Here is a 16,700-nt window from a genome sequence, read left to right as displayed (position 1 = left end):
CCTCATGATGAGAAATGTAACCCCGTCCCCACTTCAGATTACTAAGGCTTATCTATTATTATTTCTATTCTAGAACTACTATTAGTCTTCTACAATATATTATCGCATGCACCGCGGGGACAGACATCGCAATTCACTTATGCATCGGTGGTGACTTCCCCTTCGATGCATCACTTCTTATTCCACCCTACAAACTCCGCTGCTTTGAAGTTATATAAAGGCTTAAGGATAGATACAATCTCCATCGTGTCTTTCGTATTTTCGATAATCTCCTCCATCGATTTGTAAGCAAACGGAGATTCGTCAATCGTGTCTTCACTCACGCTAGTAGTATAGACGTCCTTCATCGTATCGTGAAAATCATGTATAGATAATATTTGTTTTGCCTTCGTTCTCGATAATATTCTACCTGCTCCGTGTGGCCCAGAATAGTTCCAGTCCGGATTTCCTTTTCCTTTTGCTAAAATAGAGCCATCACGCATATTGATAGGAATTAGCACTAGCTCCTCTTTTTGTGCAGAAATCGCACCTTTTCGAAGAATCATATTTTCTAAATCAATATAATTATGAACGGTATCAATTCTTCCCACTTCTACAAACCCCATCTTTTCTATCAAAACTTGAGCCATGGCTGCACGGTTCCATTTTGCAAAATCTTGTGCAATCTTAAGGTCATGTAAGTAGTTCTCCATTGCTTCACCCGTTACGTAAGCCAACTCATTTGGAACAGTAGGTTCATCTGCCTTAAAGTTTTGAATCACCGCTTGTATTTCTCGATGTCTCCCTTGTTCTTTTAGGCGATCAATGAGCTCTTTTAATTTGTCTTTCCCACTATTTAATTGTTCAATGGCTTTCTTTTGATGATAGTTTGCTACTCTCACCCCTAAATGACGGCTGCCAGAATGAATGACAAGATACAACTTGCCATCATCTGATTTATTAATTTCAATAAAATGATTGCCTCCACCTAACGAACCAAGAGACAGAAGCGCCTTGTCTAGTGAAAAATTCGCTATTACATTCTCTAAGTCTAAGAACTTTGTATATTCGTGAGGCGTTTCTCGCATATAGATTCCTGAAGGTACAAAGTTTTGGATTGAGCGATCTAGTTTATGAAAATCTATTTCGGTTTCTTTCATTTCCACGCATAGCATACCGCACCCTATATCTACCCCTACAAGGTTCGGAACGACTTTATCCTTCACCTTCATGGTTGTTCCAATTACTGCACCTTTCCCAGCGTGACAGTCAGGCATAATTCGAACATTTGCACCTTCAGCAAAATCTTGATCCAGCACAGTTGAAATTTGGTTCATCGTTGCCTCATCCATATTCCGGGTAAAAACTTTTGCTTCGCCTTTCTTTCCTACCAACTTTACCTCATTCTTCTCCATCACTATCTCTCCTCCAATACTGCCTGAATTGCAGGGGTCTTGAGCAATCCGTGTTACAGAAAAACTATTATTATATATATTGGATGTTTTCTTGTAATATCCTTGTTTTTGCACTGGAGAGTGAGTCAAAGGTGAGTCAAAGGGACAGACCAACATGAATTTAAAATTCACCACTCAAAATGAAAATGGTTGATTTGCCTTGTTTCCTTTGTGGCGATGATAGAGATAGCCGAGTGTTAAGGCCGGGTGTCAGTGATGCTAATAGCTCGAGGGACAGACGGGTCTTATAGACTTAGTGCACCACGGATTGTTGCCATGAGCACGCAGGGTAGATTGCACGAACAGTCTTGAAGCTCGGCTACCACTACTTATTGCCGAAGGAGGCATTTATTATGGAAGTCATTCATCCCCGTGTATGTGGACTTGATGTTCACAAGAATAGTATTACAGCTTGTATTATTATCAAGCGCAAGAAAGAGATTCGTACCTTTGGTACAATGACAGATGATCTTTTAGAATTACTTGATTGGATACAAGAGAACCAGTGTCCAATTGTTGCGATGGAAAGCACCGGAGTTTATTGGAAGCCCATATACAACCTACTCGAAGTCTCAGACATTGAAGCACTAGTTGTTAACGCTCAACATATTAAGAATGTACCTGGAAGAAAGTCCGATGTTCGTGATGCACAATGGATTGCTCAATTACTTCAACATGGACTGATTAATGGTAGTTTTATTCCTAACAGAGAACAGCGCGAATTAAGAGAGCTTGTTAGATATCGTAGAAGTTTAATAGAAGAAACTGCTCGTGAATCTAATAGAATCCAAAAAGTATTAGAAGGTGCTAATATTAAGCTTGGGTCTGTTGCTTCAAATGTTCTTGGTGTCTCTGGAAGAAAGATGTTACGTGCTTTAATAGAAGGGAATTTGAATCCAGAAATATTGGCAGAAATGTCTTTAGGTGCACTTAGAAAGAAGATTCCTGCTTTACAAAAAGCTTTAAAGGGGCTAGTTGGAACTCATCAACAATTTTTATTAGCTAGACAACTTGACCATGTCGAATACTTGGAGAAACAGATCGAGTTTATCGATAAAGAATTGGCTGAAAGACTTAGCCCTTCATCAGAAGAGATTAATTTGGTTATGTCAATTCCGGGTATCGGTAAGAGAACTGCAGAACAGATTCTAGCTGAAGTTGGAACGGACATGAGTCGCTTTAATAGTGATAATCATTTAGCTTCCTGGGCTGGAATGGTTCCTGGAGAAAACGAAAGTGCTGGTAAAAAAAAAAGCGCGCGCACACGTAAGGGAAATAAGTACCTAAGGAGTGCTTTAGTAGAAGCAGCTAAAACTGTTGGTCGTTCTAAAAACTTTTTTGGAGCTAAGTACAGGAGGATTAAGGCTCGTAGAGGCGGAAATATTGCTTCAGTAGCTATAGGACGCTGTATTTTAATAGCTGTTTATCATATTCTGATAACTAAAAAGCCATTTCAAGATCTTGGTGAAGACTACCATTTAAATCGCAAGAAAGATCAAGAAGTCAAACGTGCCATTAAAAGAATTGAAAAGCTGGGTTATTCTGTAGAAATATCAGAACTACCAGCCTAATTTCGGTTTTAATATTATACTTTAATTTAAAGGTCATCCTTTTTTAAAAAAAGGATTTAAGACCTCTTCTTTAGTATGGCTTTCTATCGGAATTTATTTTCAGGGTAGACCCTCCTGCTCACACAACCAACATAAAAGTCATGAATCCCAAAATCCAAATGAAAGGAATCAAATTAATAGCGATGGCCGTTCTTTTTCTGCTAGAGCGAAGGATCCAAGATAAGATGGTGCACAAGACGACCAAAACTGGGAATAAACTAATCAACAAAAAGAAAAGCGAATTCCAGAAATGAAATCCCATATCAAATACCATAAAAGACATACCCCATACCATTAGCCACGGAAATAAGCATAATGCATATATAATTTGAGATATCAGTAAAAATATTTTCAAGTGTTGTTATCCCTCCTTGGGAAGTAGTAACTTTAACAGCTTTATTTCTACTATACTATGTACTGCAACTAAGAATAATTGTTTTTTACCTAAACAAAGTAGCAACAGGGACAGACCTTGCTTGCTCCTTAAAAACGTAAAACCGTCAACAGTTGAATATTTCATTACGAATATAGTAATAGGAAAGGAACCTAAATTGTTTTTTTAATCGCTTGCACAAATCAAATGTATAACAAAGAAGATACAGTTGCAGTTCTTGATGGAAGAGAGATTAAAGTAGAAGACATACTTTGGTTATATTCGCTCGAAGGCAACGCAGAAGATAAAATTACTGGATATTTGAAACAAAGTTCTTATTCAAGTAGCAAAAAATACTGGAATCACGATTAGTGAAGATGCAATCGAAGAAAGTAAGCAAGCTATTTACCCAGAATCCACCGCTAGAGAACGATATGAACAGCTTGAACCCAAAGAGTTCTATAAAACTCAAGCATCCATATTAGGTGTAGCACCTGAAGCATAATATGAAGTTTGGGAAAACAAAACGTATACCGCTGCAGCTACATAGAACAATATATTTTCGAGAAGTTCGGCGAACCAGAAGATGTAGAAGATACAGAATCTTGGGATCAAAAAATGAATGACCACCTTAATGAACTATTTGAACACTATAAAAGGGAAGGGATATTAGAGATAAAATAAGAATGAGTCGAGGGGGCTAACACCTCGACGCATTTCGCTGATAAACTTACTATTTCGCCGATAACTTACTATTTTCGCCGATAAAAAACTTTTGCCGCCGATTGGATTCACATTTTCGCCGATTAACCCTCCATTTTCGCCGATAAAATCCGGATTTTCGCCGATTAAATGGCGATTTTCGCCGATAGAAGGAAAATACTTCTCCCTTAAACACATCCAACGGGCACTTTTTCGCATAATATGTACCTTCCGCACCAATAATCTTCGGCTGAAAGCGGAAATCGATAATGATAAGCGACAATTTTTGATGAAACAGACCACGAAATGCAGAAAATGCGTCGAAGGATCATCCCCTCGACGCACTCTTTAGTTATTCATTCGTCTGTTGGCCGATATAAGAAACATTGCTCCACCAACTAGTAGTAGTACAGCTCCTAGCAATAGGAAGTTATACAAAGTAGTTGCAGTGTTTGGTAGTTTTTCACCTTGATTTTTATCTTTTGTGTTTGTTGAATTGGTATCTTGTTCGTTGACAGTACTTTCTTCAGTATTTGGCTCTTCCCCTCCATCGACTGAAGATTCTTCTCCACCGACAGTTGGTTCTTCTCCATCAACTGAAGGTTCTTCTCCACCGACTGAAGGTTCTTCTCCGTCAACTGGTGGTTCTTCTCCATCGACTGGACCTTCTCCACCGACAGGAGGTTCTTCTCCATCGATCGGTTGTTCTTCATCTGTTTCAAAAATAGCGAATGTACTAAAATGTTTTGTTTGCGCAATAACATAATGCACACCATTATCTTCTAAATACTCTCCACCAATAGACTCCCAAACTTGTCCATTAAGATAATATACTTCTAAATTAGAAGTGTTCGTTACTTGGTTGATGTCTGTAACAATAAATGAAAGAGTGATCGCTTCTTCGAATTCTGAAATTCGTTGGTCGCCTTGCATAATCGTAAAGCTATACACCTTACTTAATGCATTCTCTTTGTTAGGTACTTCTACCTCTGATTCTTCAACAGTAATTTCTACATCTTCATCTAGATGAGAAGTAAAAATAGTTAATGGAATAGTTACATTCACATGATTTGTTACAAGGTTTAATTGAGCATTTTTTTCGATAAGCTGCCTAATTGTACTTCCTGTTACTTTAACAGTCTCATAAGTAATGTCTCCATCGCTAAGCTTTACTTCAACGGTAGCACCGTTTTCGAATTCACTAACATTTGGGTTAACTGTAATAGTGCCATTATCAACTATCGGATCTTCTGGCGTATCGACTGGTTCATCTACCGGATCCTCACCATCGACTGGTTCACCATTAAATAATCCTTCATTCCCACTAATAACAACATCTTCCATCCTGTTTGTTCCGCCAGAACCAACTATGCCTGAATTGATTGATACATTCGATGTGTTTAACCATCTAACATAAACGTTTTCTTGATTTTCTACTTCTTGTGGTAAAGAAATATTATTTAACACTCCAGATGTCCAATTGTTCCCAACCGTAACATTTGTATTTGCAACTTCTGTCCAATTTGTCCCATCAAGGCTATATTGAACGACGAAATCTCTTGGACCCGTGTTCGATCCAAACTGTTTGGACGAAAGTGTTACATTTTTATACCCTAATGTACTAAATTCAATGAACCAGTACTTCTCTTCACCAGTATTATGCCAACCATTAGAGTTGATTGCTCTTGATGAGCTTCCATGGCCTGCAACATATCCAGTTCCTGTTGCACCTACTATACGAATCTCTTGACTAGCATTACTTTCGATTCCACCAGTAGCTACTGGGCTCTCACCATTAAAATGCCAACTTACTAGTTCAAAGATGGCTGGTTTAACAATAACAGTAAAGCTCTTCGTCTCTTGTAAAGCACCTTTTTGTAAGGTAGCTGTTAAGGTAACTTCTACACTCTCATATTTAGGGTTCGTGACTATACCTGTAGTAGAAATCACTTCTACATTACTTGATTCCCATGAAATAGAAGATCCATAAGCACCAGTTGTAATTAAGGTTACGTCTTGTAGTACATTCTCCGCGTTATCTGTTCCTTGGAATTCTACACCAAGTGCATTTTTATCCATATCAATTGATTCTTCATCTGATAGTTGAAGAGGTTGATAGCCTAAACTATTGGCTTGCGATTTCGTAAAAAACACGCGATATTCAGGCGGAATAATCTCATAATGATCTGGTGCTACATACTCTTTCGTTTCAAAGTTTCCAACAAAACGAGATAATTGACTACCACGTTCTCTCGCACGGAAAACGAACGGCATTTCTAAAAGTGGATCTTCTGGATTCCAAATACCAAGTTCGTTTTCTCTTGCATACTTTAACGCCGCTGCATATTCTGCCACGGTATCATTTTCAAACGGATAAATAAAATAAGTAGGTGCAAATCCATCTCGAACCATTTGTAGATTCGTATTTAGCCCGTCCTCTGTAATAACCTCTGCAAGTAAACGACCATAACCATCTAATGGCTCACTTCCAAGTCGTAATGTCACCGTATCGCCATCTTGAATCATCGTTCTTAAGTGTTCACCAGCTCTTTTTCCATGATCCATTTGGTGCTGGTCTAGTTCGTTACGAATAGCATGGTATGTTTCTGCAGTATCCATATTTAAAAAGCGCACATTCGTTGCACCTAAAATTGGAGTAGTTAATCGAATCGTATCTCCATCTACCACCGCAGCTACTTTTGCTACAAACTCTCTATATGCAGTAGTTGGTGCGTCTTTTTGTTCCGCTAATTTCACGATATCCGCACTACTTCTTGGTAGTACTTGATAGGTATTTCCATACTGGCTAGAAATAGCAGTAATTTCATACCAAGCATTTTTCTCTAATTTAGAAAGATCGATGCCCGTGCTTTCCCAAACGCGGATATCCACCGATTCAAAGTCATTATTAATAATAGAAATACTAGAGCCACCATTAAAATAATCATTAATATTTCTGATGTACCCTTCAAACGTTACTAATTGGCCTTCATAAGATTCTGCTAACGCTGCATCTGCATAAACAGAAAGATCAATGTTTTTTGCTACAACAGCATGATTGCTTTCCAGAATTTCTATTGTAGAAACTTCTATCTGAGTGACATTATTAAATTCTCCAACTTTTCCAGTAACTTGAACGAAGTCTCCCTCTTCAACAGTTGGGAAATTTTGAGCATTAAAGTTGAATAGCTGTATGCCCGCATCGCCATCTTGGATATATAAAGAGAATTGAGAAGAATTTAATAAGCCTTGGCTTATATTAGCTACTCCTGTAACCGTTACTTCTTGTCCACCCATTCCACGAGCTTCAGAAATAGACAGGACTTTAGGTTCTGTATCTTCATCATCACCAGGTACTTCAATAGGTGCTGTACTACTTGTCACAACAATATCGTCCATACGGTTCGTTCCAGTCGAACCTACAGTGTTACCACCAATAGAGACATTGCTTGTATTTAGCCATCTAACATAAACTGTTTCTTGATTATTAGCTTCTTGAGGTAATGAAAGGTTGTCTATTGAGTTCCAAGTGTTAACCCCTACAATTTCAAGGTCTCCACCAGATATATTCTGCCATGCTTGACCATCTAAACTATACTGAACTTGAAAATCTCTTGGTCCAGTTGAGGAGCCATATTGCTTGGATGAAAGACTTAAGTTTTCATATCCAACTGTATTAAACTTAATCATCCAGTATTTTTCTTCTCCTACATGCCAACGATTAGAATTAATAGCTCTTGAATTACTGCCATGGCCGACAACATATCCTGTTATAGTCGAACCAGCCGAGGTAATTTCTTGAGTGGCATTGCTTTCCGTTCCACCTGTTGCAATAGGCTGATCATGGTTAAAATTCCACTCAACAACCGTTGTTAATTCCGTTTGCTCAGCAGAAACCGAAATTGGTGAAACAATCGTACCAAAATGCGAAAATACTAGAATAATAGATAAGAAAATTGCTATAAACCTATTCTTACATCCTTCAAAAAAAGACACTTCATTTCCTCCCTTATATGTAAATATCAATTTACGTCAATGTGTTTTACGTAAATACTTAATGATTTTACCATATTTTTGAGTATTTTGTACTTTTTTGTCTAAATTTACAAACATTCAATAAAAAATTAATAAAAATCGTTCGGTTATTGCGGGTTGCGGGGTGCAAGGACCACGATACCTACCAAATTTCGTATCTTTGTTGTTGTTGATTTTAGTAAAATGAATTCGCCGCTATGAACCGCGGGTCTTTCCCCTCGGTGTTTTTTAGCTTCGCTGATAAACTTACTATTTCGCCGATAACTTACTATTTTCGCCGATAAAAAATTTCTGTCGCCGATTGATACCGAATTTGCGCTGATTAATCTTCCATTTTCGCCGGTAAATCCCTGATTTTCGCCGATTACAACCCGATTTCCGCCGATAAAAGAAAAATACCTCCTCCGAAAACACATCCTACAGACACTATTAAGCATAGTCCGTACCTTCTTCCTCCATAATCATCGTCTGAAAGCGGAAAAGTTAATGATAAAGTGGTAAAACAGTGATACTAGCTTCTTCAAAATGAGAAACCAACCCCGTCCCCACTTCACACTTTTAAAAAATTTGCACTTCCATGCTACTTTTTCCGCCTTTCTTTTTACAATAATGGTGAAAGGAGGTGATAAAGATGACGCAAGCATTCAAAGAAAACTCTCAATTACGTATCGTGTATTTTACTGGAGTAGATTTTGACGGGAACCCGCTGTACAAAACAAAAAACTACAACAATATTAAATTGGAAGCGGAGCACAGTGGCCTTTATGAAGCTGCACAAGCAATTATTGGCTTACAAGTTCACTCACTAGACAAAATAGTCCGCAATGATTCAAGTCAACTTATTAATCTATAATCTAAGGAGGATGTAAAATGAAAGTATTAGAATTGTTTTTTGTTAACGAGGATGGGAAACTCGCGCGCTTAACGATTGATGAGCCGAGAGAAAACATGACAGCTGGTGAACTATCCACTGCCATGGATGCCATCGTCCAAGCCGGAGTATTTTCTTCTACTGGTGGAGACTTCGTGGACAAGCATAGTGCTCGAATCGTCGAGAGAAACGTACAAACTATAGCAATCTCTTAATCTTGTTTCAAGGAAAAGGTCTACAACTTTGTAGGCCTTTTTTTCAAACGTACATTTAATCTTCTAGAAAGGAGGAACTCACAATGGATCCATGGTTGACGTGGATAAGTGATGTTGGATTTCCTGTTGCGGTCACATTCTACCTACTAATGAGAATGGAACAAAAACTGGACAAAATAATCTTTACCCTACAACACCAACAATCCGTACCCAATTCTTTAGATGTGATGCAGAAAAGGCAAATTAAATAAAAAAAGTGGTTAGCGGTTAGTTATTGTATCAACTATTTATCCGCTAACCACTATCTCCTATTACCTGTCAAAGTACACTTTTTCGTAAATGTCCGTCTCCCAGAGGTGCGAATACAATCATAAATCCCTCGTGCGCCCTACCTGTAGAACTAACCTACCGCTCCAAGCCACAACTCCCAAAGCAAAAGCATCCAACGCCCCTCGACGCATTCTAAAAATGAGAAATGAACCCCGTCCCCAATTATTTTATGATATCCAATTTAATAGTTTACTTTAAAATTATCAATATTGATTCGAGAGCCACTTTTTCCATTCACGGTAATGCGGAAGCGAACAGGTTTATTTTCGTCAACTATGACAGAGTAAGATTCTAGTGTAGCTGTACTCTCCATTTGTTCGCCAACGTTAACCCATGTATCACCGAAATCTGTAGATTTCTGTAATTGCCATACCGCTCCAGAGTCTGATCCAAAGTTTGCGTGTAAAAAGGAAACAGACTTAGCGCCGATAATATCGTATAGCATAGTAATGGAGCCTACAGAACGAATACGTGCTGCACGAACACCTTCTTTTTTATCACTATCTAACGAACCTAAGATTGCATTATCAAACTCCCAAACACCACTTCCAAGTTGAACGTTGCCCTTTGCATAAGCAGTTTTACTACCTGTCTCGAAATTTTCTTTCATAATTTCTTCATTTCCAGAAAGTGAGCCTTCATAGTCCCATAGGAAGACATCTTTATAGAATTGCGCAACTTCTACATTTTCTATAATAATACCAGCTTCCCGGTTATTCATAGGGCTGTTTCCTGACCAGTTAATACTTGAAATTAATACTTTATTATCAGCAATAACACCTTTGTTATGTGTTTTATCAAGGCCAGTTCTTGTAGTATCTAATAATTTCGCCTCCATATCTAACCCTTCGGAAGCTGCAATAGTGTTAATATACTCCACTGTATGAATGTTATCACGTGGATTAGAAGGATCTAACCAAGAAGAACCTAACGACACTCTAACAGTAACTCCTCTTCTAGCTGCATCAATTACTTCCTCTAAATACACATTAGGATCAGTTTCAGGCGAACCATACATATCTCCCCAATACTTGTGTGAGTACATTTGGTCAACATATAAAACATCTTTTGCTGAACGAATCATCCCAATAATAGAAGTTTCCATTAAGAAAGTGGAGTCAGGTGCTAATATTGGTGTAACTTTAAAAGAACCTGTAATTTCTTTCCTTGGGAACAATGCTGGATAATTACCTGTTGGGATATCCATATCTGGTACAAATCCTGGTGAAGGTTCTCCATATCGCTCATGGCCTGGAGTATATGGGAAGCTATCACGATACAGATAATTCCAATCTGTGTTAAATGCCGTTAAGAAATGTGCCGTAACATCAGGGTTTTCAATAATGATACCCCATCCACGGTTTCCAAATGTATTATTTACAGGGACTCCTGTCTTCTTCCAGTTCTCACTTTGAACGAATATTTTTTTATGATCCACTACTGCGTATTTTGCATGGTTCCAACGATAACGCTTATAACGTTGATCATCTCGGTCTAAAATAATATACCGAACTTCTCCACCAGCTTGTACAATTTGTTGGGAAACATATTTAGATCCATCCTGAAGTCCGCCTACTGGTGAACCTTCAAAAAAAGCACGTACTTCAACTCCACGCTCTATCGCATCTATTATTCTATCAAGTAAATAAGGGCTATGAAACTCGTATAAATTCAGATCTATCGTATATTCCGCAGTATCAAGAAGTTCGGATAAAACTTCAAAACTAGAATCTGGGGAGGTATATGGCGTAACGCTTCCTTCAAATTCAAAAGTTGGTGTTTCAAATCGTGATTGCCCAGCTTTATAACTTCTATAAGAAATAAAATCGCTAGCGCTGTTCGTGTCTATCCACTTACCTGTAACTTCATCTTGATTTCTAACAAGTATTTCACCTTCTCGTACACCTGGTACAGGAGAACTATTCCACCCATCGCCTATGTAGGAGGAACTACCATATACAACAACATCGATTAATACATCGCCATTAAATAGGAAAACTTCATCTCCATTATTCGCAAATCGTGGGCTAACAGTACCAATCATTTGTGGAATAGAAGAAACTGTATCTTCACCATACTCAAAATTAGGAATGACATCCACAACCATTTGTTCCATAAATGCATCAGCATCTCTAACTATATAATAAGTTTCACCAGCTTGAATGATGGTTCCATTTGGGAACGTAACAAAGTGATTCCCATCACCAATACGCCATCCAGTCAAATCAATACTCGTTGATGCTGTATTCGTAATGGCCACATATTCTTCTGGCTCAAAAGGTAAGTGTGTATCGTAATACACTTCTGTAATAAGTAGGGTCTGCCCCTCGTTTGCATTAGCTTCAAAGCTATATGCTGGAAATATTACTGAAACTAACAAAAAAATAGATAGTAATACGGAAAACGTTTTTCTTTTTAACATTTGTTTTACCTCCTTAAATTTCGGTACAATTAAAGAGTATTAAATAAGAATTGTAGAATCTAGCAGAATTTTGTAAAAATAACGTAAATTTAAAAAAATAAACTAAAAGTCTAGAGTTCATTTAGGTAAAATGACACATGAATTGGAAGGGAATTGGTGTTTATGCTGAACAAAATCATCCAACTAAGAAAAGAAAGAAAAATGGCGCTTGGCAATATACTTAGAGAATTTAAACAATTAATTATCCAATCAAATGTTGAACAAGTTAAAATCACTAAAATAATGGAAGAAAAATCACGCATTGAAAAATATTACTTTGAGACAATAACAAGAATACTACTCACTGAAAGAAACAACCTGCAAAAAGAAAATACGCGTGAAGCAGTTCAAAACTTAGCACAACTAAACAAGCAAGCCCAAGCCTTTGAAGCAGAAATATTAATGGAGAAACTCGAACTAGCACCACTACTAAAAATCCCCCCTGCAGAACAAGAAAAAATGAAAAAGAGATTATTCACTTTAGGATTTAGACCCCATGAGTAAAGGGGACAGACCCCACGACTCACTAATGCACCAAAGTGTCTGTCCCCTCAACTCACCTAACTAACTTCATCTTCAAAATTAATTCCTTACACGCGTTTTTTTCACGAATTTCAGGGGAATGAATGGAAGACGAGGAGGAGTAAAGATGAAATTACATAATGGGCAGTTATACTGGCCTGAAACTTATACAAATATTACTCAGTATCCAGAATTGGAAGGGAATATTTCTTGTGATGTATTGATTGTTGGCGGTGGCATGGCTGGTGCACTATGTGCTCACGTATTGAGCAAAGAAACAGATTTAGATGTTGTGTTAATGGATAGAAGACATCCTGGGTCAGGCAGTACTTCCGCTAACACAGGGCTTTTGCAATTTTCCAGTGACAAAATGCTTCACGAACTGATTGAAGAAAAAGGAACACAAGATGCCGTTTATTTTTATCAACTTTGTCAGCAAGCGATGAAAGATTTAAGCAAGATCGCATCTGGGCTTTCAGAAGATGCGGAATTCCGACCTAAAGAAAGCCTGTACTATGCCAGCTCAAGTGGGGACGTCCCAAAACTTGTTCGTGAATATGATGCATTAAAAAAGCATGATTTTCCTGTTGAATTTCTACAAGCATCCGATATCTCTTCAAGGTTTCCTTTTTCCAAACCAGCTGCTCTCGTAACAAGTGGAGATGCAGATGTGAATCCATATAAGTTTGTTCAGATTTTGTTAAAAGACGCGGCAAGTGCAGGGGTTAGAATATATGCACACACCCCGCTTATCCATAAAACCAAAACCGTTCATGGGTTTACATGCGAATCGGAAAAAGGCACCATTGAAGCGCGTTATATTATTTTTGCGACCGGTTATGAAAATGACTTTCTCGCTCATCAGCTCGGAGCAGACTTAAACCGTTCGTATGCCATGGTCACTGAACCGCTGCCTTCCTTAAAAACGTGGTATAAAGAGTGGATGATCTGGGAAACAAGACGTCCTTATCTTTATATGAGAACGACAAAAGACGGAAGAATCATGGCTGGTGGCTTGGATGAAGATAAAGCTGAAGCACCGTTAAATGAGGGGATTATTGAGGAAAGAGGAGAGCGCATTCTTCACAAAATCAAAGAGCACTTTCCTGAACTCTCACCAAAACTTTCGCATGCATGGTGCGCCACATTCGGAGAATCACACGATGGCTTCCCATATATCGGGGAACACCCAAACCGCCTTGGCGAATATTATTGCCTAGGCTTCGGCGGAAACGGAACAGTCTACAGCATGCTAGGTGCAACCATCATCAAAGACTTGATCACAAAAGATTTTCATCCAGCTGCACGGTTATTTTCCATCGCACGATAAATAGGGACGGGGTTCACTTCACATTTCGCACAAATGTAAAGCGAACCCCGTCCCCGTTTTCCCTATTAGACAAATTAATAGTTTAATTTTACTATAAATTCCTATTAAGTGGAATGTAATAGGAAAAATATCTTTCTTGTTGATGCATGTAAAACGGGGACGGGGTTCATTTCACATTCCAAGAATGAGAAATGAACCCCGTCCCTGTTTCACATCCCTGTAATGTAGTATACAAATCAAAAATATAGGATAAATTTTGGTCGTAGGGACAGTTCTAGATCAGTGATAGTGAATGGAACTAGAAGAATCAACAGTTTACATTTCACAAATAAGAATAAACAGTTCGTCTTTACGGTGGCTTTCAAACTGCTCTATTACTAGATTGATAGACATGGCAATCTAATGATAGGGCCGACTATTAATACATTCGAATTTTCTTATTTATGTTTTGAAACTTAACCTATCCCCGTGTCCATATAAAAATTTTTCTAAAATAAGTAAAAATTTAACAATATATGATATTGTTATAAAATAATAGAAAAATTTAATGGGGGTTTTTATATTGAAAAAGTATATAGTAGGTTTTTTTGCTATATTTTTCATTTTTAGTTTAGTTGCTTGTTCATCTGAAAGTTCGAATACCTCAAAAGCAGAGGAGAAGATTGAGGAAAAGAGTTCCGAGGCTAAAGAGAAGACTGACGCGGAAGACAAAGCAAAAGTTGATGCTGAGGCTAAAGCAAAGGCCGATGCGGAAGCTAAAGCAAAGGCTGACGCGGAAGCTAAAGCGAAGGCTGATGCAGAAGCTAAAGCGAAGGCTGACGCGGAGGCTAAAGCAAAGGCTGATGCAGAAGCTAAAGCGAAGGCTGACGCGGAGGCTAAAGCAAAGGCTGATGCAGAAGCTAAAGCTAAGGCTGATGCAGAAGCTAAAGCTAAGGCTGACGCGGAAGCTAAAGCTAAGGCTGACGCGGAGGCTAAAGCTAAGGCTGACGCGGAGGCTAAAGCAGCTGCAACTTCAAGTGGAGAAAAAGAGTTCTTTGCTAATTGTACTGAACTAAGAAAAAAATATCCAAATGGGGTATCTTCTGATCATCCAGCCTATCAGCCCAAATTGGATAGAGATAAAGATAACTTTGCTTGTGAAAAAAAATAGCTTAATATCACTTAGTAGACCTTTCTAAAGTATGTAATTATGAATAATCCCATCTCAAATATTGAGATGGGATTATTTGTGTTTTCTTAAAAATCATTATTCTGAAAGATTATTGGTTTTTAAGAATGTAGATTATTAACTACTAAAGCGAATTAGTTGAAGTTTTTGGCATTTTCTCGAATATGTTTGGACGCTGTCCCCTTGTCCATTCTATTAATCTCCTTATATTGAATCTGATCCAATAAATAGATAAGGACTATACAAATTAGTATCAATCCTAAAAACAATCCACTATTCCCGTCTCAAATTTGAAGAATTTAGGGATAAATTGGGACGGGGTTCATTTCACATTCCAAAATGTGAAATGAACCCCGTCCCCGTTTAACTTCATGATACAAGCTGAATGCACCTAAAATTCATTTAACACTCCAAATCAAAGAAATTAAACTCAATCCCCTTTTCCGCTCCTTTATAATGCGCTTTTACAATTGTTACTGCGAAAAGACCTTCAATAAGTTCTCCTATTTTCTTCTCTATTAAACTATCGTTTAAGCTTATCTCTCCTAGCCATAAAATTTTAGAAGGCTTTTTTTCTAATGAATCCTGGACGTAATATCCAAACTTATTGAGAGTGTGGTAGATATCTTCCCAGTGCTTTTTAGGTGTGCCAACTGCGTTAAATTTCAGCTCGTAAAATGGATATAATCCCCTTTTGCTCGTTCTTAAATATTTATGAAAACCATATTGAGTTTTCACTTGTTTTGTTCCTGTTCCAACTCTAACCTCGATAAACCTAGATTGCTCGTCTGCATAGGTACTCTTACTGTTACCACGATACCCAATTGTTCCTAAATAGACTTCACATGGAATTTTCATGTTTTCATATGAAAGTAGGTAACTTATGACATAACCTTGCCACGCATTGCCTTTCCCCTTTACTCTCCATTCCGGCGATTTGCCTTTTTCTCTAACAATAGTTATATTGCGATGAAATAATTCTCTATCGACGTGTGTGTCCTTGATGTGTTGAATAAAGGAATCTGCAACGAATTGATTATCTTCTTTGTTATTACTTAACTCTGGACTGGCATCTATAGGCTTAAAAAATTGGTAGGACGTATACGGCACTCCAAAGGGGGACGTTTCATTTAAGTACTGTTGAAAACTTAACTTTGGGACTAAATCTGCTTGTTTATATAACTTCCCATCCAAAAACAACGCTTGAAATAAACCTCTGTTTTCTTTTTGCAAGAAACTATATATTTCTTCCGTATTTACTTCCTTCCACTCTATTGTTTCCTTTTCACATAATTCTTTTATCTCACTAGGAACATACTGACCTATCAGCATTCCTCTGACATCTTTGTCCAAGGTCAACGTTAAACGATTCAAATAGTCTTTTATTTGAATAATATTGTCCTTGTTTACAACACCTTTTTTTCAATTCAATTAACAAAAGCTTCCCTTCTTTATCGGAAAACGTTAAATCCGTCCTTCTAGTTTCTAATTGTGCTTGCCGACTAATTAATGTTAGCCCTTTTTCTATTAACTCTGGATGCAATGCTAGTACATCTTCCATCTCTCTTTCCGTTAAAATATGCAAAACTAATCATCCTTTCATGTAAAATTTAACGTTAACTCTGATAAATTAATTTCATTCACCAACAG

The 16,700-nt window shown here is 37.8% G+C and carries 14 protein-coding genes; 8 read left to right on the top strand and 6 right to left on the bottom strand.

Annotation, left to right across the window (positions count from 1 at the left end):
- Positions 1 to 170 precede the first annotated feature (170 nt).
- Positions 171 to 1,394 carry an RtcB family protein gene (locus CDZ89_RS02195; protein ID WP_100333114.1) on the bottom strand — a complete coding sequence of 408 codons (1,224 nt, stop codon included), beginning with the start codon at positions 1,392 to 1,394 and terminating at the stop codon, positions 171 to 173.
- A gap of 392 nt (positions 1,395 to 1,786) precedes the next feature.
- On the opposite strand from CDZ89_RS02195, the gene CDZ89_RS02190 reads away from it, so the two are divergent.
- Entirely contained in the window at positions 1,787 to 3,004 is a 1,218-nt protein-coding gene (locus CDZ89_RS02190) for an IS110 family RNA-guided transposase (RefSeq protein ID WP_096155605.1), read from the top strand.
- A gap of 619 nt (positions 3,005 to 3,623) precedes the next feature.
- Positions 3,624 to 3,788, top strand: a complete 165-nt coding sequence (locus CDZ89_RS20060; RefSeq protein WP_157842659.1) for a hypothetical protein — start codon at positions 3,624 to 3,626, stop codon at positions 3,786 to 3,788.
- Between the two features lie 297 nt (positions 3,789 to 4,085).
- Here the strand turns inward: CDZ89_RS20060 and CDZ89_RS02180 are convergent, their stop codons facing one another.
- A complete protein-coding gene (locus tag CDZ89_RS02180; RefSeq protein WP_100333112.1) occupies positions 4,086 to 4,337 on the bottom strand; it encodes a hypothetical protein in 252 nt (83 codons plus the stop codon).
- A gap of 129 nt (positions 4,338 to 4,466) precedes the next feature.
- Positions 4,467 to 8,114: an immunoglobulin-like domain-containing protein gene (locus CDZ89_RS02175; RefSeq protein WP_100333111.1), complete on the bottom strand. Its 3,648-nt coding sequence runs from the start codon at positions 8,112 to 8,114 to the stop codon at positions 4,467 to 4,469.
- A gap of 670 nt (positions 8,115 to 8,784) precedes the next feature.
- Here CDZ89_RS02175 and CDZ89_RS02165 point away from each other — a divergent pair.
- From CDZ89_RS02165 to CDZ89_RS02155, 3 genes are all read left to right on the top strand, one after another.
- On the top strand, positions 8,785 to 9,006 hold the full coding sequence (locus CDZ89_RS02165) for a DUF1659 domain-containing protein (RefSeq protein WP_096156494.1): 222 nt from the start codon (positions 8,785 to 8,787) through the stop codon (positions 9,004 to 9,006).
- A gap of 17 nt (positions 9,007 to 9,023) precedes the next feature.
- Complete coding sequence (locus CDZ89_RS02160; protein ID WP_096156493.1) at positions 9,024 to 9,239, top strand: DUF2922 domain-containing protein; 216 nt, start codon at positions 9,024 to 9,026, stop codon at positions 9,237 to 9,239.
- Between the two features lie 83 nt (positions 9,240 to 9,322).
- Positions 9,323 to 9,490: a YvrJ family protein gene (locus CDZ89_RS02155; protein WP_100333110.1), complete on the top strand. Its 168-nt coding sequence runs from the start codon at positions 9,323 to 9,325 to the stop codon at positions 9,488 to 9,490.
- A 260-nt stretch (positions 9,491 to 9,750) separates the two neighbouring features.
- Here CDZ89_RS02155 and CDZ89_RS02150 read toward each other — a convergent pair whose 3' ends face one another.
- Positions 9,751 to 11,991 (bottom strand): phospholipase D-like domain-containing protein, encoded by a 2,241-nt coding sequence (locus CDZ89_RS02150; RefSeq protein WP_100333109.1) that lies wholly within the window; start codon positions 11,989 to 11,991, stop codon positions 9,751 to 9,753.
- Between the two features lie 162 nt (positions 11,992 to 12,153).
- On the opposite strand from CDZ89_RS02150, the gene CDZ89_RS02145 reads away from it, so the two are divergent.
- From CDZ89_RS02145 to CDZ89_RS02135, 3 genes are all read left to right on the top strand, one after another.
- Complete coding sequence (locus CDZ89_RS02145) at positions 12,154 to 12,534, top strand: hypothetical protein (protein WP_100333108.1); 381 nt, start codon at positions 12,154 to 12,156, stop codon at positions 12,532 to 12,534.
- 118 nt (positions 12,535 to 12,652) lie between these two features.
- Positions 12,653 to 13,882, top strand: coding sequence for an NAD(P)/FAD-dependent oxidoreductase (locus tag CDZ89_RS02140; protein WP_227521423.1), 1,230 nt, complete (start codon positions 12,653 to 12,655; stop codon positions 13,880 to 13,882).
- A 562-nt stretch (positions 13,883 to 14,444) separates the two neighbouring features.
- Positions 14,445 to 15,032, top strand: a complete 588-nt coding sequence (locus CDZ89_RS02135) for an excalibur calcium-binding domain-containing protein (protein ID WP_198508214.1) — start codon at positions 14,445 to 14,447, stop codon at positions 15,030 to 15,032.
- A gap of 420 nt (positions 15,033 to 15,452) precedes the next feature.
- Here CDZ89_RS02135 and CDZ89_RS02130 read toward each other — a convergent pair whose 3' ends face one another.
- The gene (locus tag CDZ89_RS02130; RefSeq protein WP_100333106.1) at positions 15,453 to 16,382 is read right to left on the bottom strand and encodes a hypothetical protein; all 930 of its coding nucleotides are present in this window, start codon (positions 16,380 to 16,382) and stop codon (positions 15,453 to 15,455) included.
- Entirely contained in the window at positions 16,357 to 16,635 is a 279-nt protein-coding gene (locus tag CDZ89_RS02125) for an endonuclease NucS domain-containing protein (RefSeq protein WP_100333105.1), read from the bottom strand. The genes CDZ89_RS02130 and CDZ89_RS02125 overlap by 26 nt, the downstream gene beginning before the upstream one ends.
- Positions 16,636 to 16,700 lie beyond the last annotated feature (65 nt).

The organism is Bacillus alkalisoli (assembly GCF_002797415.1).
In the GTDB taxonomy this organism is placed as follows: domain Bacteria; phylum Bacillota; class Bacilli; order Bacillales; family Bacillaceae_I; genus Bacillus_CD; species Bacillus_CD alkalisoli.
The sequence above is the reverse complement of the archived record's forward strand: the minus strand, read 5'-3'. Positions and strand labels throughout refer to the sequence as shown.